At 58.2% G+C, this 16363-nt stretch carries 14 protein-coding genes and 5 pseudogenes; 7 read left to right on the forward strand and 12 right to left on the reverse strand.

The window, feature by feature from the left end; all coding sequences use genetic code 11:
- Positions 1-21 precede the first annotated feature (21 nt).
- From V4R08_RS10795 to V4R08_RS10820, 6 genes and pseudogenes are all read right to left on the reverse strand, one after another.
- Positions 22-531: an isoprenylcysteine carboxyl methyltransferase family protein gene (locus tag V4R08_RS10795; protein WP_335579353.1), complete on the reverse strand. Its 510-nt coding sequence runs from the start codon at positions 529-531 to the stop codon at positions 22-24.
- Complete coding sequence (locus tag V4R08_RS10800; RefSeq protein WP_335579354.1) at positions 528-1580, reverse strand: type III polyketide synthase; 1053 nt, start codon at positions 1578-1580, stop codon at positions 528-530. The genes V4R08_RS10795 and V4R08_RS10800 overlap by 4 nt, the downstream gene beginning before the upstream one ends.
- 126 nt (positions 1581-1706) lie before the next feature.
- Positions 1707-2330: a pyridoxamine 5'-phosphate oxidase family protein gene (locus V4R08_RS10805; RefSeq protein WP_335579355.1), complete on the reverse strand. Its 624-nt coding sequence runs from the start codon at positions 2328-2330 to the stop codon at positions 1707-1709.
- A gap of 16 nt (positions 2331-2346) precedes the next feature.
- Positions 2347-2586, reverse strand: a pseudogene (locus V4R08_RS10810) (DUF6496 domain-containing protein); the annotation flags it as partial.
- 261 nt (positions 2587-2847) lie between these two features.
- On the reverse strand, positions 2848-3204 hold the full coding sequence (locus V4R08_RS10815; RefSeq protein ID WP_335579356.1) for a PRC-barrel domain-containing protein: 357 nt from the start codon (positions 3202-3204) through the stop codon (positions 2848-2850).
- Positions 3205-4199: 995 nt separating this feature from the next.
- Positions 4200-4659: pseudogene (locus V4R08_RS10820) on the reverse strand (low affinity iron permease family protein).
- A 336-nt stretch (positions 4660-4995) separates the two neighbouring features.
- Here V4R08_RS10820 and V4R08_RS10825 point away from each other — a divergent pair.
- The gene (locus V4R08_RS10825) at positions 4996-5418 is read left to right on the forward strand and encodes a PRC-barrel domain-containing protein (protein ID WP_335579357.1); all 423 of its coding nucleotides are present in this window, start codon (positions 4996-4998) and stop codon (positions 5416-5418) included.
- A 179-nt stretch (positions 5419-5597) separates the two neighbouring features.
- Here V4R08_RS10825 and V4R08_RS10830 read toward each other — a convergent pair whose 3' ends face one another.
- Positions 5598-6551 (reverse strand): cation diffusion facilitator family transporter, encoded by a 954-nt coding sequence (locus V4R08_RS10830; RefSeq protein WP_335579358.1) that lies wholly within the window; start codon positions 6549-6551, stop codon positions 5598-5600.
- A gap of 160 nt (positions 6552-6711) precedes the next feature.
- Between V4R08_RS10830 and V4R08_RS10835 the strand changes: the two genes are divergently transcribed.
- On the forward strand, positions 6712-6942 hold the full coding sequence (locus V4R08_RS10835; RefSeq protein WP_335579359.1) for a hypothetical protein: 231 nt from the start codon (positions 6712-6714) through the stop codon (positions 6940-6942).
- 305 nt (positions 6943-7247) lie between these two features.
- Here the strand turns inward: V4R08_RS10835 and V4R08_RS10840 are convergent, their stop codons facing one another.
- A complete protein-coding gene (locus tag V4R08_RS10840; RefSeq protein WP_335579360.1) occupies positions 7248-7658 on the reverse strand; it encodes a PRC-barrel domain-containing protein in 411 nt (136 codons plus the stop codon).
- A 421-nt stretch (positions 7659-8079) separates the two neighbouring features.
- On the opposite strand from V4R08_RS10840, the gene V4R08_RS10845 reads away from it, so the two are divergent.
- The 3 genes and pseudogenes from V4R08_RS10845 to V4R08_RS18215 all read left to right on the forward strand — a co-directional run.
- Positions 8080-9390: a peptidoglycan-binding domain-containing protein gene (locus tag V4R08_RS10845; RefSeq protein ID WP_335579361.1), complete on the forward strand. Its 1311-nt coding sequence runs from the start codon at positions 8080-8082 to the stop codon at positions 9388-9390.
- A 664-nt stretch (positions 9391-10054) separates the two neighbouring features.
- A complete protein-coding gene (locus V4R08_RS10855) occupies positions 10055-10720 on the forward strand; it encodes a hypothetical protein (RefSeq protein WP_335579362.1) in 666 nt (221 codons plus the stop codon).
- A pseudogene (locus V4R08_RS18215) lies at positions 10698-10883 on the forward strand (hypothetical protein); the annotation flags it as partial. The gene V4R08_RS10855 and the pseudogene V4R08_RS18215, both read left to right, overlap by 23 nt.
- 82 nt (positions 10884-10965) lie before the next feature.
- Here the strand turns inward: V4R08_RS18215 and V4R08_RS10860 are convergent.
- Both V4R08_RS10860 and V4R08_RS10865 read right to left on the reverse strand, forming a co-directional pair.
- Positions 10966-11418, reverse strand: coding sequence for a hypothetical protein (locus V4R08_RS10860; RefSeq protein WP_335579363.1), 453 nt, complete (start codon positions 11416-11418; stop codon positions 10966-10968).
- 178 nt (positions 11419-11596) lie between these two features.
- A complete protein-coding gene (locus tag V4R08_RS10865; RefSeq protein ID WP_335579364.1) occupies positions 11597-11932 on the reverse strand; it encodes a hypothetical protein in 336 nt (111 codons plus the stop codon).
- Between the two features lie 227 nt (positions 11933-12159).
- Here V4R08_RS10865 and V4R08_RS10870 point away from each other — a divergent pair.
- Positions 12160-12647 (forward strand): annotated as a pseudogene (locus tag V4R08_RS10870) (ferritin-like domain-containing protein).
- A 261-nt stretch (positions 12648-12908) separates the two neighbouring features.
- Here V4R08_RS10870 and V4R08_RS10875 read toward each other — a convergent pair.
- Both V4R08_RS10875 and V4R08_RS10880 read right to left on the reverse strand, forming a co-directional pair.
- Entirely contained in the window at positions 12909-13355 is a 447-nt protein-coding gene (locus V4R08_RS10875; protein ID WP_335579365.1) for a hypothetical protein, read from the reverse strand.
- A gap of 305 nt (positions 13356-13660) precedes the next feature.
- Entirely contained in the window at positions 13661-15853 is a 2193-nt protein-coding gene (locus V4R08_RS10880) for an amylo-alpha-1,6-glucosidase (RefSeq protein WP_335579366.1), read from the reverse strand.
- 321 nt (positions 15854-16174) lie between these two features.
- Here V4R08_RS10880 and V4R08_RS10885 point away from each other — a divergent pair.
- Positions 16175-16324, forward strand: a pseudogene (locus V4R08_RS10885) (IS5/IS1182 family transposase); the annotation flags it as partial.
- Positions 16325-16363: the final 39 nt, after the last annotated feature.

The following is a 16363-nucleotide window of genomic DNA, read 5'->3' on the forward strand; positions in this document are numbered from 1 at the left end:
TCAGCTCATAACAGACTCTGGCTATCGGTCGTCATAGCGACGCTGTGCAACTGCGAGCGCACGGGCTTCGGCGCGAATGCGGATAATGAGCACCAGCGCATTCAGGATAGTGAAGACCAACGCCAGTAGATACAGATGAAGCGCGAGCGGCAAAACCGCGATCTCCGCGGCAACGATCGCATAGTTGGGATGCGACAAATATCCGTAAGGCCCCGCCGTGACCATCGGCGCGTCGGGCAATACAATAATACGCGTGGTCCATCGTGGTCCAAGCGTTGTCAGCACCCACAAGCGCAGGATCTGCAACAAAATAAAAATTGAAAGAACAATGAGATTTACGTCCCGATCGCGACCCCATGCCCATAACGCAATTAGCCAGGCCGCATGGGTCGCGACAACCAGCGGATAATGGCCCGGCGCGATCTCGATTGCGCCCTGCGCCAACAGCCTGCCGGTGTTGTATCGGGACAGAACGAGTTCGCCTAGCCGCTGTAGCGTCACCAACGCGAGAATGAGAGTGGCGAGAGTCACGCTGTGTGACGCAGAGTGACGCAGCTTGCGGTGAACCCCGGCCCGAGTGAGGTCACCAGTGCCCGCGGGGGCAGGCCCTGCGCGCGAGCGCGTTCGAGCACAAACAGGACCGTCGCCGCCGACATATTCCCGTAATCGGCAATTACCCCTCTTTCGTTGTTGAGCGTCCCCTGGTCGAGCGAAAAAGCCCGCTCGATCGCGATAATGACTTTCGTACCGCCGGGATGGCAAATGAAGCAATCGATATCTCCGATCGAAAGACCCATCCCGGACAGAATTGCCGTGACACCTGGCTTCATGTGCGCAACCACGAAGTCAGGAATGGTGCGCTGGAAGATCACGCCAAATCCTTCGGGGTCTACACGCCATCCCATGATATTCAGCGTGTTAGGCCACAGATATTCGCCGGTTGCCTCGATGCGTGTCGCACCTCCATCTCCGGCGCGCAGCAGGACGGCGGCGGCCCCGTCGCCGAACAGACTGGCGGCAACGATATTGGCCTTGGTCAATTCGTCATGGCGGACTGCGAGCGTACAAAGTTCAAGGACCACCAGCAGCACGTTCGTGCCAGGCCGTGCTTGCGCCAGCCGCGATGCAATGGATAGTCCAGTTACGCCGCCCGCGCAGCCCAGACCAAAGACTGGCACGCGCGACACATCCGGCCGGAAGCCGAGTTTCGCCGCGACGCGGGCCTCCAGCGTCGGTGTCGCGATGCCGGTCGAACACACCGTCACGACGGTGTCGATATTAGTCACGCTGAGATCGGCGCGTTCGATAGCCTTGCGCGCGACATCGACGAACAAGGCTTCGGCGCCTTCCAGAAAGGCTTGAGTTCGCTCCGGCCAGCCACGCGGCTCGCAGTACCATTCAATCGGTTTAACGCCGTAACGGTGCTGTATGCCGGTGTTAGCGAAAAGAGAGGAGAGCGTTTCAAACTGCGGATACCGCGAACCCAAGATGAAACGCGCCGCTTGGAGAATTTGCGTCTGATGAAACACATGCGGTGGAACTCCGGTCGCCATCGAGATCAAAGCGGCCGTTTGCTTCATATCGTTGCTCCTGCCCCAGGTGGCACTCGTATCGAAAACCGCGCCGCTGACGCAATCGGCCACGCGGCCGGAGGAATACTGCGGCGCCGATGCCGAGCCGATCGAAACCGCCGGACAACAGCACCCCTACATCTTGACCGTCACCTTGCGGTTCTCGCCGAGGTTCGGCTCGTCTCCGGTCAACCTCGCCTTGGCGAACTCGAAAATGGTAGCCACAGCACTAGCCGGTCCATCCCACAATTCCGCGGTAAAAGGCTCAATCCGCAACAAGCATACATTGGGATCGCTCGGCCCTCCTGGCCACCATACCTCATCGGTCTTTCGCCATGCCGCCTTTGTCTTATCCGCATCGTGGACGATGCAGGCGCGGCCGGTGATCGACAGGTAGGCTTTTTCGTCCGAATCGATAAAGACGAGGCCTACATCGGGTTTGGTCTCAATCTCATCCTCCTTCGGGCTGTGAATGTCGGTTACGAAGAAGATCAGGCCAGCGCCGCGATCAGGCCTTGCTTCCAGCGGTCGCGCACGCAACCCATCGGCGAATTGCGTCGTCAGCATGCAAACGCCTACCTTTTCAACGATGTCCCAGACACGATCGATGTTGTTTTTCTCGTTCATTTGACCACCAGCATTCATGCGGTTGAAACTTCTGTAAAAGGATTCTTCGCAGAGTCGGCGCTCTGTGCCCGTCGAGATGACCGCCGCGCCTTCCCGGATAAATGGCAACTGCCGGCGGGAGTCTTCTTGCAATGATCACACATCATCAGCGAGATTTCTTCTTCGGAACCTTTTCGCCCTTCTTGCGCGCCTTGGAGAGGCCGATCGCGATGGCCTGTTTTCTGCTTTTGACCTTGCCGCCCTTGCCGCCGCGCCCGCTTTTTGCCGTGCCTTTTTTGTAACGGCGCATTTCCTTTTCTACCGTGCGACCCGAACTCTTCGAATAACGGCGCTTCTTTGCCTTCTTCTTTGCCGCCTTCTTCGCCTTCTTCGCCTTCTTCGCGGCCATGAACTTTTTCCTCCGTAAGGTGGACGGGACTTGAGCGGCTCGGTTAAATATCGGTTGCGGACGAACTCAACTCTCCAGATTGCGTTCGAGAAGAGTGCGCCCAAGCCACCTACGCCGGTTCGACCTGCTGGAACGTTTTGGTCCTGCTCATGGCAAAATTTCAGGTTGGAAGCGGTTCGCGATAATCGCCGGCAAGCGAGGGAACTCCTGTATATCAAAAGGCCCGACGCGCGCGCCGGGTCTTTCTCGAAGAACTCTGCCTCACCAGAACGGCGAAGCTTGGTAATGGTCATAGACTCGCTTGTCGTTCTCGCGACTCCATGCCCACTCAGCGTCGTTTTGGTAGTGGGGCGCCTCGTCGAGTTGATCCCTTGTTACGTTTGTAATGTAACCGCTCAAGTCTTTATCGTATTTCAGACTGGCCCAGGGCGTGGGATAGTGATCGTCACCGATACCGAGGAAGCCTCCATAGCCTAAGACGGCGTAGGCCACCTTGCCTGACATCTTGTCTATCATCACGCGCTCGATGCTGCCGATCTTCTGGCGATCAGCGCCATAGACGGCCGTGCCTTCCACCTTGTCGCTGCCGATAAGATTTCCTGTTTCCCGCTCGGCCATGGCGTCCTCCTGGGTGTGAGTTGTCCCGGAGCATCCAACGCGCCCGCAAGAAAAGTGTTCCGAAAGTCAAAGGACGGTCTGCAACCAGCATCGCTGGCCGCGTCAGCGGCGAGAGCTGCTACCGGCAATTCGCTACGCAGAACAATCCATCCATGATTTTTCCAAACAAACTTTTAGGAGAAGGGTCAATCTTCTCAAAAGCGAAAAACACTTATTCTGCGACCTCGGTTTCACGGAGCTGCTCGATGCGCCCGTCGTAGAACTTGAATCTGATTTTCTGTTGTTCCTTGCTTCAAAGCGCCGACATCCCGTGCGACTGGTACGGCACTCGTCCATGGCCCGACTAAATAGGAAACCTATCGCAAGGTCATCGTCGATCGGTCATCGTCGATCGCGACTGCAACTAAGAGCGATCAAGCTTTCCGCCAGACCAATCCGCCCAATACATCGGGCGGGTTGTCGTTGATTAGGGCAAATCGACATCTGAAGTCGGAGGAACTGGATATTCCCTTCTGCGTTCAACTCACTTGAGGTTTTAATGGAGGCGACGATGGGACGAGGACTTTTGCTCTGGCTGCTTGGAGTGCCTATTCCGGTAATCATTCTGTTGTGGCTGTTCTTCGGCCACTGATAGGCTGATGGCCCGTTGAGGTTAGCTGCTTACGCAAATGGGCTGGACTTCCGGCGATAATAACTTCCGACATGGGCGTACATGCGTTTCGCCGACGTGGCTCGCGATGGCCGATGGCGCGTCAGAACAATCGCTCGAACGAGACGAACGCCGCAGCCCAAGTCCTAGGGTAAACAGCAAGGAGGCTCGCGCCGGCGATCAAAAGCCGGGACTTTAACCGAGTGCGGTTTTGAGTTTCCGTTCGACCTCGTTCGTCATCGCCTTCCAACGGTTGAGTTTTCACTGGTTCCGAGATCGGCATCGGTGGATGCCGGGTCGTAGCGTTGCCGAGCCTGTTCCTCAGGCACCATATGCCGAAAACACCTCAATCGCTGGTCCGATCGGCCGCCCGACGAGCCCTCCTATCGGTCGCCTCAACCCCGGCTTTGCCTGCCTTTTCCCGCTTCGGCTCGCCGCTCACACTTGACGCGAATCTCTTCGATTTCTTCGTCGGTGAGATGCTCAATTCCTACAAAGGAATTTTGGGCCGTGCTGACCCTGATCAGTTCGTCGAGCTTGACTTGAATAGCGGCGCTGTCACGGTTCTGAGAGTTTTGGATGAGGAATACCATCAGGAAGGTCACGATAGTGGTGCCCGTATTGATGATGAGTTGCCACGTATCGGAGTAGTGAAAGACGGGACCGCTGATACCCCAGACGATCACGACGCCGACCGCGATGGTGAACGTCAGACCACGACCGGCGGCCTGCGACGTGCGGTTTGCGATTTCTCCGAACAGCTTGGAAAAGCGGCTGCCATTAGGTTCGGCCACACGCGCATTCACTTGTTTCAACACGGGTGGTTTCCTCCGCAGGCCTCCAAGGTTTGCCGCGGCCAATGAACGCACACGATCGGAAGAAAGTTCCCCAGGGTTTGCGGGTCCTTCTGGCGAAGGGTCTAGTCCGTGGATGCGGCTCTCTACGGCGGCGTATTGGCAGGAATCTCGTCGCGTAACCTATAGGGGAAGCCAGAACGTATTATCCCTGTAGACAACGCCACGCGTCTCATCGGCGTCGATGCGCTCGATGCCGCTCGACGCACGATTCGGCTTCTCGGTTCCGACACGGAACGATCGCCCCGCGCGCTCGTTGGAAGGTGACCATCAACGAAGGAGACTACAATGCGATTGATCCCGGCAGTGCTTCTGGCGTGCGCCCTCGCCTCGCCCATGGCGATGGCCCAAAACCTTGCACCGACCCCGTCAGCTGCTGCGGCGCCTGTCTCGGCCGCCGGTCAGTGGAGAGCTTCCAAGCTAGTGGGCGTGAATATATACAATGAGCAGAATGACAAGATCGGCGAAGTGAATGATGTGATCATCGACGGCTCTGGCAAAGTTGACGGCGTCATTGTCAGCGTCGGCGGCTTTCTCGGCATGGGCGAACATAACGTTATGATGAAGCTGGATCAGATCAAGTTCGCCAACAAGGCCGGAACCACGACAACCGGTTCAACGAGTTCGAATTCGAAGCAGTGGTATCCTGACCGTGGCACGGTCAACGCCACGAAGGACCAGCTCAAGGCAATGCCACAGTTCAAGTACTAGGCATTAAGCCGGCAAACGCTCGACCTTAGGAACGCGTCGTCCTTAAGCGCGTTTCTGGGGTCTGTTATGCACCTGCCGTCACCGGGAGGCCGCCGTAGTGGGGGCAATTTTGAACTTCGGCGGGCTCTTGCACCAGCCTGATGATCTCCGTCACATTGGCCTTCATGAAGGACATTATCCTAAAACCCCGACATCTGGCGCTGCTTCTGGCGAGCTTCGAACATGCGTCTGGTCTGGGGTTTCACGAAGAGCGAGACGATCTGAGGATGCTTTTCGCGGATCCGTCGCTCGAGCTCCGTGACGCATTCTTCGATCTGTGGTGTGTGGAGAGCGTCCGCAAATTCCAGACTAAGGGTCGCCACAATCTGATCTGGCGATAGATGGACGGTAATCACGCCATTAGCGCCTTCAACCCCTGGCTGACTTTCAGCGAGCGAAAGGACCGAACTGTTGATCGCTTCGCTGGCGCGCTCGCCAATCAACAGACCCTTGCTCTCCCTTGCAAGAAGGGCGGCTATGACCGCCAGAACTGTGCCAATAAGAATCGATGCGGCGCCGTCAATTGCAGGTATCCCAAAATGATCGGCCGCCCAAATCCCGGCTGCCGCGATCACGATGCCGATCAGGGCGGCGGTGTCTTCGAGAAGGACCATGAACGAGGGCGGATCCTTGCTCATCGTAATGGCTTCTAGGTAAGGCTTCGATCCCTTGGAAGCGCGAAAAGATTTCAGCGCGATCCACCACGACACCCCCTCGAACAGAAACGAACAAGCCAGGACAATGTAATTGACCGACACATTTTCGATCCGGGTGGGCGCGGCAACATGCAGGATACCCTCGTAAAACGAGACGCCGGCGCCAAGCGCAAACAGCAAGAGTGCAACAATGAAACTCCAAAAATACAGTTCGCGCCCATAACCCAGCGGATGGTGCGCATCGGGCCGGAGGCTGGCACGTGAATATCCATAAAGAAGCAGCGCCTCATTACCCGTATCCACCAACGAATGGACGCCCTCGCTGATCATCGACGAACTTCCAGTGATGAGCGCAGCGATGAATTTGGTCACGGCAACTAACAGGTTTCCCGCCAATGCCGCATAGATCACCTTTTTTGATGGGTTGTTCGTGGCCATGCCCGGAGATCGAATTCCTGAAATCGACAGGCCGCCGACCGGCCGCGGGAAACAGTGCTATAAGGCTCGTCGCGATGAAATACGCTCCGCGGCGAATGAACGCCGTCCGGTCGGTGAAGTTCCTTGATGCTTATATTGCACCCGGTTGCAGAGCATCTTCTTGAAAATGACATGGACCTTTTTCGGTTTAGATGCAGACCTACTTGAAGATATTCGCGGACTTGCAAAGCTAGTTGGCAGGTCCGTCGCTAACGTTACGCTGCTTTCCAACGACCATCGTTTCGATTTTCAGAATATTGGAAAGCGCCGGGGGTGTCCGATCACTGTTGCCGCTCAAACAGCCCCTCAAAAAGGCAAATTGCGCCATCCAAAAGCAAAGACTGTACTGTGATGCTTGAACCGCAGCTGAGGTACGCGACGCCAAGCTCAAGGCCGGCCTCAGCTGTCCGTGGGACCTTCGAAAGCCGTTGAGGTCGCGACGTTAACCTGGGTTGATAAGTTCAACAATCGCCGGCTGCTAGAGCGCGTTGGCAACATCTCGCTGGCCGAAGCCGAGGAGCGCTATTACGCCACGATCGAAAAACAGCCATGGCCGCGGGCCACGGCTGCTCCGGCGTGGGTTCTACGCGGCTCCGCGATACGTAGCCGCGCAAGCCCAGGCACGAACCGCACCCCTTCACAAAATCGGCGCAGCATTCAAGTTCGCTGTTCACTTGCGCGTTTGAAACCGGACAGATTCTTCTGCTCCGGACTTACAAAAGGGTAGTAGTCATCGACGGCCTTGCTGCGGGCTGGATCCGACCAGCTCCAATTGCTTTCGGTATCATACTTCGGGGCTCCTTTCAGCTGATCCGTGGTTACGCTGGTCAGGTAGCCGCCAAGCCCGGTATCGTATGTCAGGGAGTGCCAAGGCAGCGGGTAATGGTCGTCCCCGATGCCAAGAAATCCGCCGAAACCCACTACGGCGTAGACAACTTGCCCGCTGGTCTTTTCAATCATGAGGCGCGCGATTGTACCGATCTTCTTGTCCTCGGCATCATAAACAGCCGTCCCCTCGACTTTATCGCTAGCGATCAAGTTGATGGTTTCTTTCGCTTCGAAGGCCATGCAGTCCTCCTAATCAGGTGAAAACGCAACTGGCGTCGCAAACGTTCCACACGAGAACACGGACAGGTGCACATGACGCACCCCCGATTGCCTAACCGACGCACAGCGGTATCGTTCCAGAGACTTGGACGGACCCGAGAAAGACAATTAACTGGCCGCGGTTCACTACCCATAAGATTTATCGACTGCGCAAAGCCGCTCCTCTTTTTCAAAATCGGAGTCCATTTCAAGGGGTCCATCCTGCCGCTGAAATCCTCCGTACCACAGCCGGAATATTACCCAGCACAAGGCAACAATGACGATCTGACGGAACGATCGCACGGTCGCGCGGTTTTTCCAGACGCATTCTCGCATCTCGAAGTACTTTGTCAGGCCATCGTCATTGTTTTTTGATCGAGAGGGAGCACCTCAGGAGGAATAGATGACGAGCCGAATGAACCGCAGGCTCTTGGTTACGGCGGTATCGGTGCTCGCAAGCGTGAGCCTTGCGTCCGCGCAAGGTTTGAGCGGCGGCGGCGCGGCCAGCGAAAAGGGAACATCCGTCGGCCAAGCGGGAGGCGGAATATCGCAGAGCGCAACCGGCGCTTCGCACGGTGAAGGGATGAGGCAGGACCACAAGGCGGAACCTCGGGAAGCCGGCCGGGCGCCTGCGCCGGGCCAGACCACGGTCGCCGACCAGACCCAGACCCGCACTCACTTGACGGCGCAGCAGCAGACAACGCTCCAGCAGTCGGTGCTTCACGCAGACAATGCCCCGCGCGTCAACGTGAACTCCATCAACTTCCAGGTTCACACCGGCGTAGCGGTGCCGTCCGACGTGGAGGTCGCATCTGTCTCGACCTATCCGGCCCTGATTGATGCCTTCCCTGCCTACCGCGACGACAGCTTCTTCGTTGTGGAGGATGAAGTCGTGTTCGTCGACCGTGATCGACATATCGTCGATGTAGTTCCGGCCGGACCGCGGACACGTTTCAGCGGCGGCAGCGTCGCGGTCGATCTCTCCCCGGGCGACATTCGCGTCGTGCAACGCGTATTGATCGAGCGCGGTCTTCTGCATGGTAGAGCCGACGGTATCCTGGGTCCAAAGACTCGCAATGCCATCAGCGCCTTCCAGCGACAGCAGGGCATTCAGGTGACCGGTAGCATCGACGCCCGCACGGTTTCATCGCTTGGCGTGTCCGGTCGGCTAAGCCAGCAGGCGAACCAGAGCATCGGCCAATCGCAGTCCTCGCAAACAGGCGCTCCAACCTCAACGATCGGCCAGGGACAAGCCGGCGCTGAACAGGTCCGGACCGGCCAGCCGCAGCCGAGCCTGCAGAACGCAACGGGCCAAGCTCCCGACCAGACCACCGGTCATGCGGCGAACTCCCCTGCGCAGCAGAACCAGCCGCCGCCGACGACGGGCCAGGGACAAGCCGGAACTGGACAGGCCCCGACCGGCCAGCCGCAGCCGAACCAGCAGAACGCAACGGGCCAAGCCCCCAACCGGACCACCGGCCAGGCGGCGAGTTCCCCTGCGCAGCAGAACCAGCCGTCGACGACGACGGGCCAAAGCATGGTCCCAAATCAATCGAATACGACGAGACAAGCTGCCCCGCGGCCGCAGAGCGAAATTAAGCCGACAACGACCGAGTATGCGCCCTCTGACACAATCTCTCTGACATTCACCGATGCCGCCATCGGCTTCATACTGCTGGCGCTGGGCGCGTTCATCATCATGCCGGCCGTTTAGGTTTGAACCGCTCGACCAACGCGACAGCTTTCTCGCGCATGGCGTTGGCATGTCGATTGTTGTCCAATTTGTCGTAGATCTCGGCCATACGCAGCCACGCGTCGTGGACGTATCCTTGCAATTCACAGAGCGCATGTTCCAGGTGTCGGCGTTCCGTCGGGATACATGACGGAATCTCCGGACGGACCGAAGGCCGTTATCGCTATTCGCCTTCGAGAAAGTGCCCGAGAGCCTTTAGAGCCCGCAAAAATACATTGCTGTCGCGGTCGCGATCCCCACGCCGGCATTCATTGTCGTAATCGTTACCGGGTAGACGGAAATGTCCTCTTGGATCTGCCGGGAGATGTCGACTGCTTGGCGTTTGTTGCTGAGGCAGGATTTCGACGATGCGTCGAAGGAAGATATCGCCAGAGGTATGCGAGCTTAAATTGGCGGGAACTTAGTCGCGGGTATTGGTATTACCTTAATATGGGAAACGTCTGGTTTGAGCCAGACTCCTTCATGTGCGCAGTCTTCATCATGTCTCCTGGTGGCCTGCCAAGTCGCGGATGAGTTGTTACGATGGAACTTGCAAGATCATATACTCATGGTTTTGCTGCCGTCGGATCCAGCGTGATCCTCATAGTACAATTTTCGGTAATCGTTTTTGTCGACGGGTTCAGTCATGGATACCATTGATCGCGAGCATCGGGACGATACAAGCACTCGGGAAGGCCGCGCAGCCCCAGTAGAGCAGAAGCTCCATGACGGAAGCTATTCCAATGCGGGCGGGGACCTCCCGGTATCCAAACGATCCATCGCGCTGCAATGGTTCCTTTACGATCTACTCTTCATTGCCATGCTGTTGCTGGCGCTCGTGGGCGTCATCTTCCGGTTGCCGATAGGTTACTGGGTCATGATAACACCGGTCTTCGGCGTCATATCGATCGTCGAGGGTTGGAGCCATTTTTTGACCCGGAGGGAACGCCTGGGGCTGGTTTATAGACTTGCCTCGATATGGTGCGGCCTCCTGTTCGCCATTTACCTGATCCACAACGGCGGCGTACAGGGTGTAATGAACGCTAACGCGAGGTCGCTCGCGATTATAATCCTTCTCGCCTTCGGCACGTTCGTCGCGGGCATGCAGGCGCGGGTCTGGAAAATCTGTGTCGTCGGCGGAATCCTCTTCCTGGTGGTACCCGGCCTGGGTTGGCTCGACCAGTCACCGCTGTTGTTGGCGGCTGTCATATCTTTGGTCGTCGTGTTCGGTGGTCTCGTATGGTGGCTCCAGCCAAAGGACCGATTAGGGAGCCAAAAATCGCCGTACGTCCGCAACACCGAGCAAGATTAACGGACGAAGAGTCAAGCCGACCGGCGCGGCTGTGAATGACGCCCCTGCCCTCGCCGCGGCCGAAGTCAGCATTGTCCTGGGCTTCTATCCGACGTCCGGATTGCTGTTGTCGCCGATCATTGCCGCGACAGCGATGGCGCTATCTTTAGTCAGCGTCGTGGGCCTCCGAAACCCTGGAACCCGATGCGGACCGCCGGAGGAGACTGAGCGGACACGCAGGGGCTATTTGCTCAGGCGATTCTGGATCAGCGCCAAAGGATTTTAGGGTGCCAATAGCGCCAAGCTGGCGTGGGTTGTTCTAGCGACGGGCGAAAAAGAACGATTGGCTCCCCGATCGGTCCCAGCGGTGGTTGGAGGATTTGCTCACGCGCGGCAGTCACAAAATATTTCTTCTTCATTTCACCAATGTTCAAATTGCGAACATGGCGCGCCGCGAATGCGGATGCGACCGCGCGAAAATTGCTGAACATTTTGGCGGTCGCACGAGCAGGAATAAAGTGTGCAGAATCGGGCCGCCGATTCGTTCCGCCCCATGTCATTAATAATTCACTGGCGTCCCGAAGATTGGGACCGCAAACTCTGCCCATCAGCGGGCCAGCCCCTGAGTATCCATCGGTGATCGAGGACGCCGGTTGCGCTTCTGCCTTCCTCGAAGCGAAAGGAGCAGTGCCGTGCAGCAGATCGATCTCCCACTCCAAGGTCTTTCTGAACTTGCAGCTGACATCCGCGAAAAGATCAGCTCTCTTCCATACGGACCCGAGCGACACATAATGCTGAAAGCAATCTGGCAGAGCGATGACGCCGCAAAACTTGAGGAATGGGTAAGTTCACTGAGGTTGCAGCCGCCAAAGTAAAGGGCGCACTTCCTCGCTCAGATCAGCGAAAGCATCGGACACAGATCAGATCCTTCTCAGTGAGTAACGGCCGATCTGCCGGATCAAGATACAAATCAAGATACAAAAGGGCGCGGCCGAAATTGTAGCGCCTGGTGCCAGCAATTCGATCAGCCGCGGTCGCACGCGCCGGGAACTGCCGCTCGGAATCGCAATGAGCCAGATCGTCTTTTTCCGGGATGTCGAAGCCGACCAGGCGATAATAACCGCCGCCATAACAGTGAGCACGATCGCAAACGACAACGGGCCAAAGATGACCGGCGTCTGCCATCCCATCGGCGCGCGTCGTGGTTTCTAGCGCACCGGCTGGCGAGGCCATCTCTGTCCCCGATTTAAGGCCGCTGCAACCGCAGCAAAAATCGAATTCACGATGAAGCGGCTGCGCCGCGCTGATTGACGGCCTCTTCGAGGACCGGGCAGCGCCAAGCGGAATGTTTATGGCGCGCCAAGCATTGGAGTGCTGCGGGCCACCTTTTCCCTCCAATCATCCCCATGGCCTGCCGAGTTCCCCTCGGCGGGCCGCCCCCTGTCAGCGAGGTGCTGATTATGAATCAAGCTGAAGAAAACCTCATGGCGTGGCTTCGCGACGCCCACGCAATGGAAGAACACGACGTGACTATGTTGAATAATCTGGTAAGCTGGACCGGTGACTACCCCGATGTGAAGGCACGGCTCGAACAGCATCTGCTCGAGACGCGGAGGCAGGCTGAGGCGCTGGAAGGATGCATTCTACGCCGAGGCGGCGACACTTCAACCTTGAAGGATCTGGCCGGTAAGATCATCGCTTTCGGCCAAGCCATGAGCGGCATGTTTGCCGACGATGAAATCGTGAAGGGCGTGATGGCGAGCTACGCGTTTGAGCACATGGAGGTTGCAGCCTCGCCGAAGCCATCGGCGACGCGCAAACGAAAGCAGTTTGCGAGCGCATCTTGAAAGAAGAACTTTCGATGGTGTCCGATATGGAAGATCATTTGCCAGACTTGGCGCGCGAATATTTGAGACGTTCCCAGGTGAGACGTTCCCAGGCCAGGTGAAGCCAAGTACGTCGTGCAAGACAATTCAACACGAGCCAGAGCCCCCGACAATGCTCGGGGCAGCGCGACGTTCCTAATTTTAGCCGCCCCGAGAACGCGACACGCCGACTTCATCCGCAGTGCTGGCGACGCGTCCGTAGCCACCGAATGCTTTTCTCCGCCACAGACGCGATTGCCGGTGCTCTGCCGGTGCGGCGGTTATCGGATGGATCACAATCGTCGCCGCCCGGCTGTCACCTCACAATTTTACCAGCGTCACGGCTAAACAGCATCCCTCTCGAACCGCGCGGCAGCCGGCGCGCCTTGCGACCGCGCGGTGCCCGGCTCGGCCGCCGTCGCACGCACCGCGCCGTGCGGAAGTTGCAGCACGACGGCGATCTGGCCTTCGACCAGACGGGTGAGCAGCACGATCTCGCCGTTGGCGAACTCGAGCGCGTCATGATGCGTCGTCGGCTTGTCGAGCGCGACCTGGCGGAAACGCGCCACCCGCTCGCCGATCCGGCGCTTCGGCATCAAGGGAAAGTTCGGCACGACCTTGACCTCGCGCTCAAACGCAATTTCCGTGCCCGGAAGCAGGCAAATCACGACGGCGGGATCACCGACTTCGGTGAAACCGCGCGTCATCGATGTGGGGAACCGGGTCGTCACCAGTCGCTGGCCGGCGCCGGCGGGATGGGACGCAATGTGTTGCAAGCTGTAATCGCACATCAGAAGCCTCCATGGTTAAACGAGACCCGATTTGCAGTCCTCAGCATACCAAACACGTTTGGCTGAATTAAGTTTCGGGCCGAGGCAAAAAACACGCGTGAAGTTCTACTTGCTTCCACTTGCGTCAGTACTTCGCGTCGCGATGTCTGTCCGACCGTTATGCCGACGAGCTATCCGCGGGCCGGATTGGCGAAGGGCCGGAGGCGTATCGGCAGCAGAAGGTTACGCCGGCTGAGGCCGACTAATGGTTCGATGGGATTTCCACGCATGAACCGGCGGGCCGTTCATCGAGCGCCGACGGACCGCTACGCGGCGCCCCGGCTTTTCCCCGGTGTTTCGTTGGGCCTGGCCCAGCATCCACATGTACTGGAGCGCTCTACCGCTTTTGGATTGCCCTTCAATACCTTGAAGACCGTGTTCTTGCCGTCCCGCCAGAAACGGATGTTGAAGCGGCGCCGGCCCAGCCGCAGATCGGTGAGCGTCACGTCCGGCAACCAATCAGGCAAGGCAGGGTCGGCGTACAGCTTGCCGCGTGGCGCATCCTGTTGCAGGCCCAGCATGGCCTGCAGCAGCATGAAGGGGGCTCCCGCCGCCCAAGCCTGCGGCACGTTGGCGCCGAGATACTGCACGGGGAAGCTCGTGGGGTCGCGCTGCAGCCCGGCATATAGCTCAGGCAATTGGTTCAGCAGGAAATGGCTCGCAGCGACGCTGATGTCGCGCGCAACCGCGGCGGCCTCGGCGGCAAAACCATAGCGCCGCATACCCAATGCGATCAGGGAGTTGTCATGCGGCCATACCGCGCCGGTCTGATAATTGTAAGGGTTGAACGAGCTATGATCCGACGACAGCGTCCGGATACCCCAACCGCTCCACATATCCTTTCGCATCAGCCGCTTCACCACGATGCCGGCTCGTTCGGGCGCGATGATGCCAGACCACAGGCACTGCCCGATATTCGATGCCACTGACATCACCTTTTTCTTGTTGCCGTCCAGTGCGTAGGCGTAGAATTGAGATTGCTCGTCCCAAAATACCTCGTTGAATTTCCTGAACAGCACTGCCGCCTTCTTGCGTAGCGCGTCGGCACGCCGCTTGTTCTCCAGTTCGTCGTAGATCTCGGCCATGCGCAGCCACGCATCGTAGACGTAGCCCTGCAACTCACACAGGGCCTTCGGCCCGCGCACCAGCGTGCCGTCGGGATACATCACCGCGTCGCCGGAATCCTTCCAAGCCATGTTCTCGTAGCCGGCTGGCGAGCGTGTCTGATATTCTTGAAAACCATCGCCGTCGCGATCACCGTATTTGTCGATCCAGGTCAGGCAGGCTTCGGCATTTGGCAGGTGCCGCTCGATCAGCGCGCGGTCGCCGGTGGCTCGCCACGCTCCATGCAGCGCGATCAGATAGAGGGGCGTTGCGTCCGCCGTGCCGTAGTACGGCGTGTGCGGGATCAACTTGAAATGCGCGAGTTCGCCATAACGAAGCTCGTGCAGGATTTTGCCCGGCTCGGCGTCGCGGTAGTCGTCGCACTGCGTCGCTTGATATTGCGCCAGAATCTCTAGCGTCCCGGCGGCGAATTCCGGATAGACGATCATCGCCTGCAGCGAGACTATAAGGGTGTCGCGGCCGAACAGCGCCACGAACCATGGCAACCCGGCAGCGGGAACGAACACCATGTGATCCGTGTCTTTTAGTGGTAAGCGCAAGGCGGCCATGTCCTGCACGCCTTGACTGAAACAACGGTAGAATTCCTCGTTGCTGGTGTCGATTTTCAGAACCGTCCGCCGCCATTTGTCCATGTTTCCGGCATGGTCCGATGTCGTGCCGGAATGGCTGCATTTCCGCGGCGCCCGGATGTGTTTCGTGCCGTCCACCAAGTCGTAGATCAGGCAGCGATGCCAGGCTTGCCCGGCTTTCAGAATGACATCGAAGCTCAGGCGCCCGTTGGTATTCACCGCCGGCTCGCCTTCTCCCTCGCCAGTGCGGACCATGACTTCGCGGCAAAAGTCCTTGTTGCGGTAGGTGATGCGAAGGATCCCTCGCTTCGCCGACCAGGAGGTGACGATGCGGCCGCGGCGTACGATATTGTCGCCCTTCACCTCGAAGACGTCGGCGAAATCAGCCCGGATTGCGATCTCGAGGTTGAAACGAACCGGCTTCTGACTGTTGTTGGTGATGTCGAGATCTTCGTGCAGGCCGCCATCGATATGGCGGCCGATCACAAGACCAAGCGTCCGCGCCGCGATCGACCCGTCTTTTGTCACTAAGCCGCGATTGGTAAGGAAAATACGTGCCACGTGCGGCGCAGCGCCGCCGCCGTTCAACAGTTCCCAGCACTCGCCGTTGGCATAGATTCCCCAAGCACTGATGACCCTGGTGTCGCGGAAATACAATCCGCGCTTGCTGGGCCAGTTTATCTGTCCATCCGGCTCGGTCACCAGCACTGTCTGCCCCTGATGAATGGCGATCTGCGCCGGGCCTACCTGAACCTTGAATGACATCAGTGATTCACTTTCCGGGAGCAAAACTCGGCGGGGCATTCTGTCAACAAGCGATGAACGGAATGGTTCAACGCCGGAAGCTTCAACACCGACCGCCCTGGGGGCGTATCGCGGATGCTGGGGGCATTGTTCAAGCGGTCGCTCGCCTTGCGCAATGACCTTGGCTTGACCATGGCTGGCCGAGGCGAGCTTTAGAGCGTTTTCGAGCGAAGTGGATACCGGTTCGCGTGAAGAAAACGCGTCAAATCAAAATCATAGAGCCCGCTTCTGATTCCATCAGAAGCGAAAAGGCTCTAGACACGCAAAGTCGTCATCCCGCATGACGCCGGCCTCTACAAACACCGCAACCGGATCGAGCGCTGCTTCAACCGTCTCAAGCATTTTCGCCGCTTCGCCACCCGCTACGACAGACGCACCGTTCACTTCACCGGCTTCGTTCACCTCGCCACAGCCATGATCTGGCTACGGTGAATGTCGATGCGTCCTAGCGGTGCTGCATGGCGCGGGGCT

The sequence above is a fragment of the Nitrobacter sp. NHB1 genome, from assembly GCF_036964665.1.
Classification (GTDB): domain Bacteria; phylum Pseudomonadota; class Alphaproteobacteria; order Rhizobiales; family Xanthobacteraceae; genus Nitrobacter.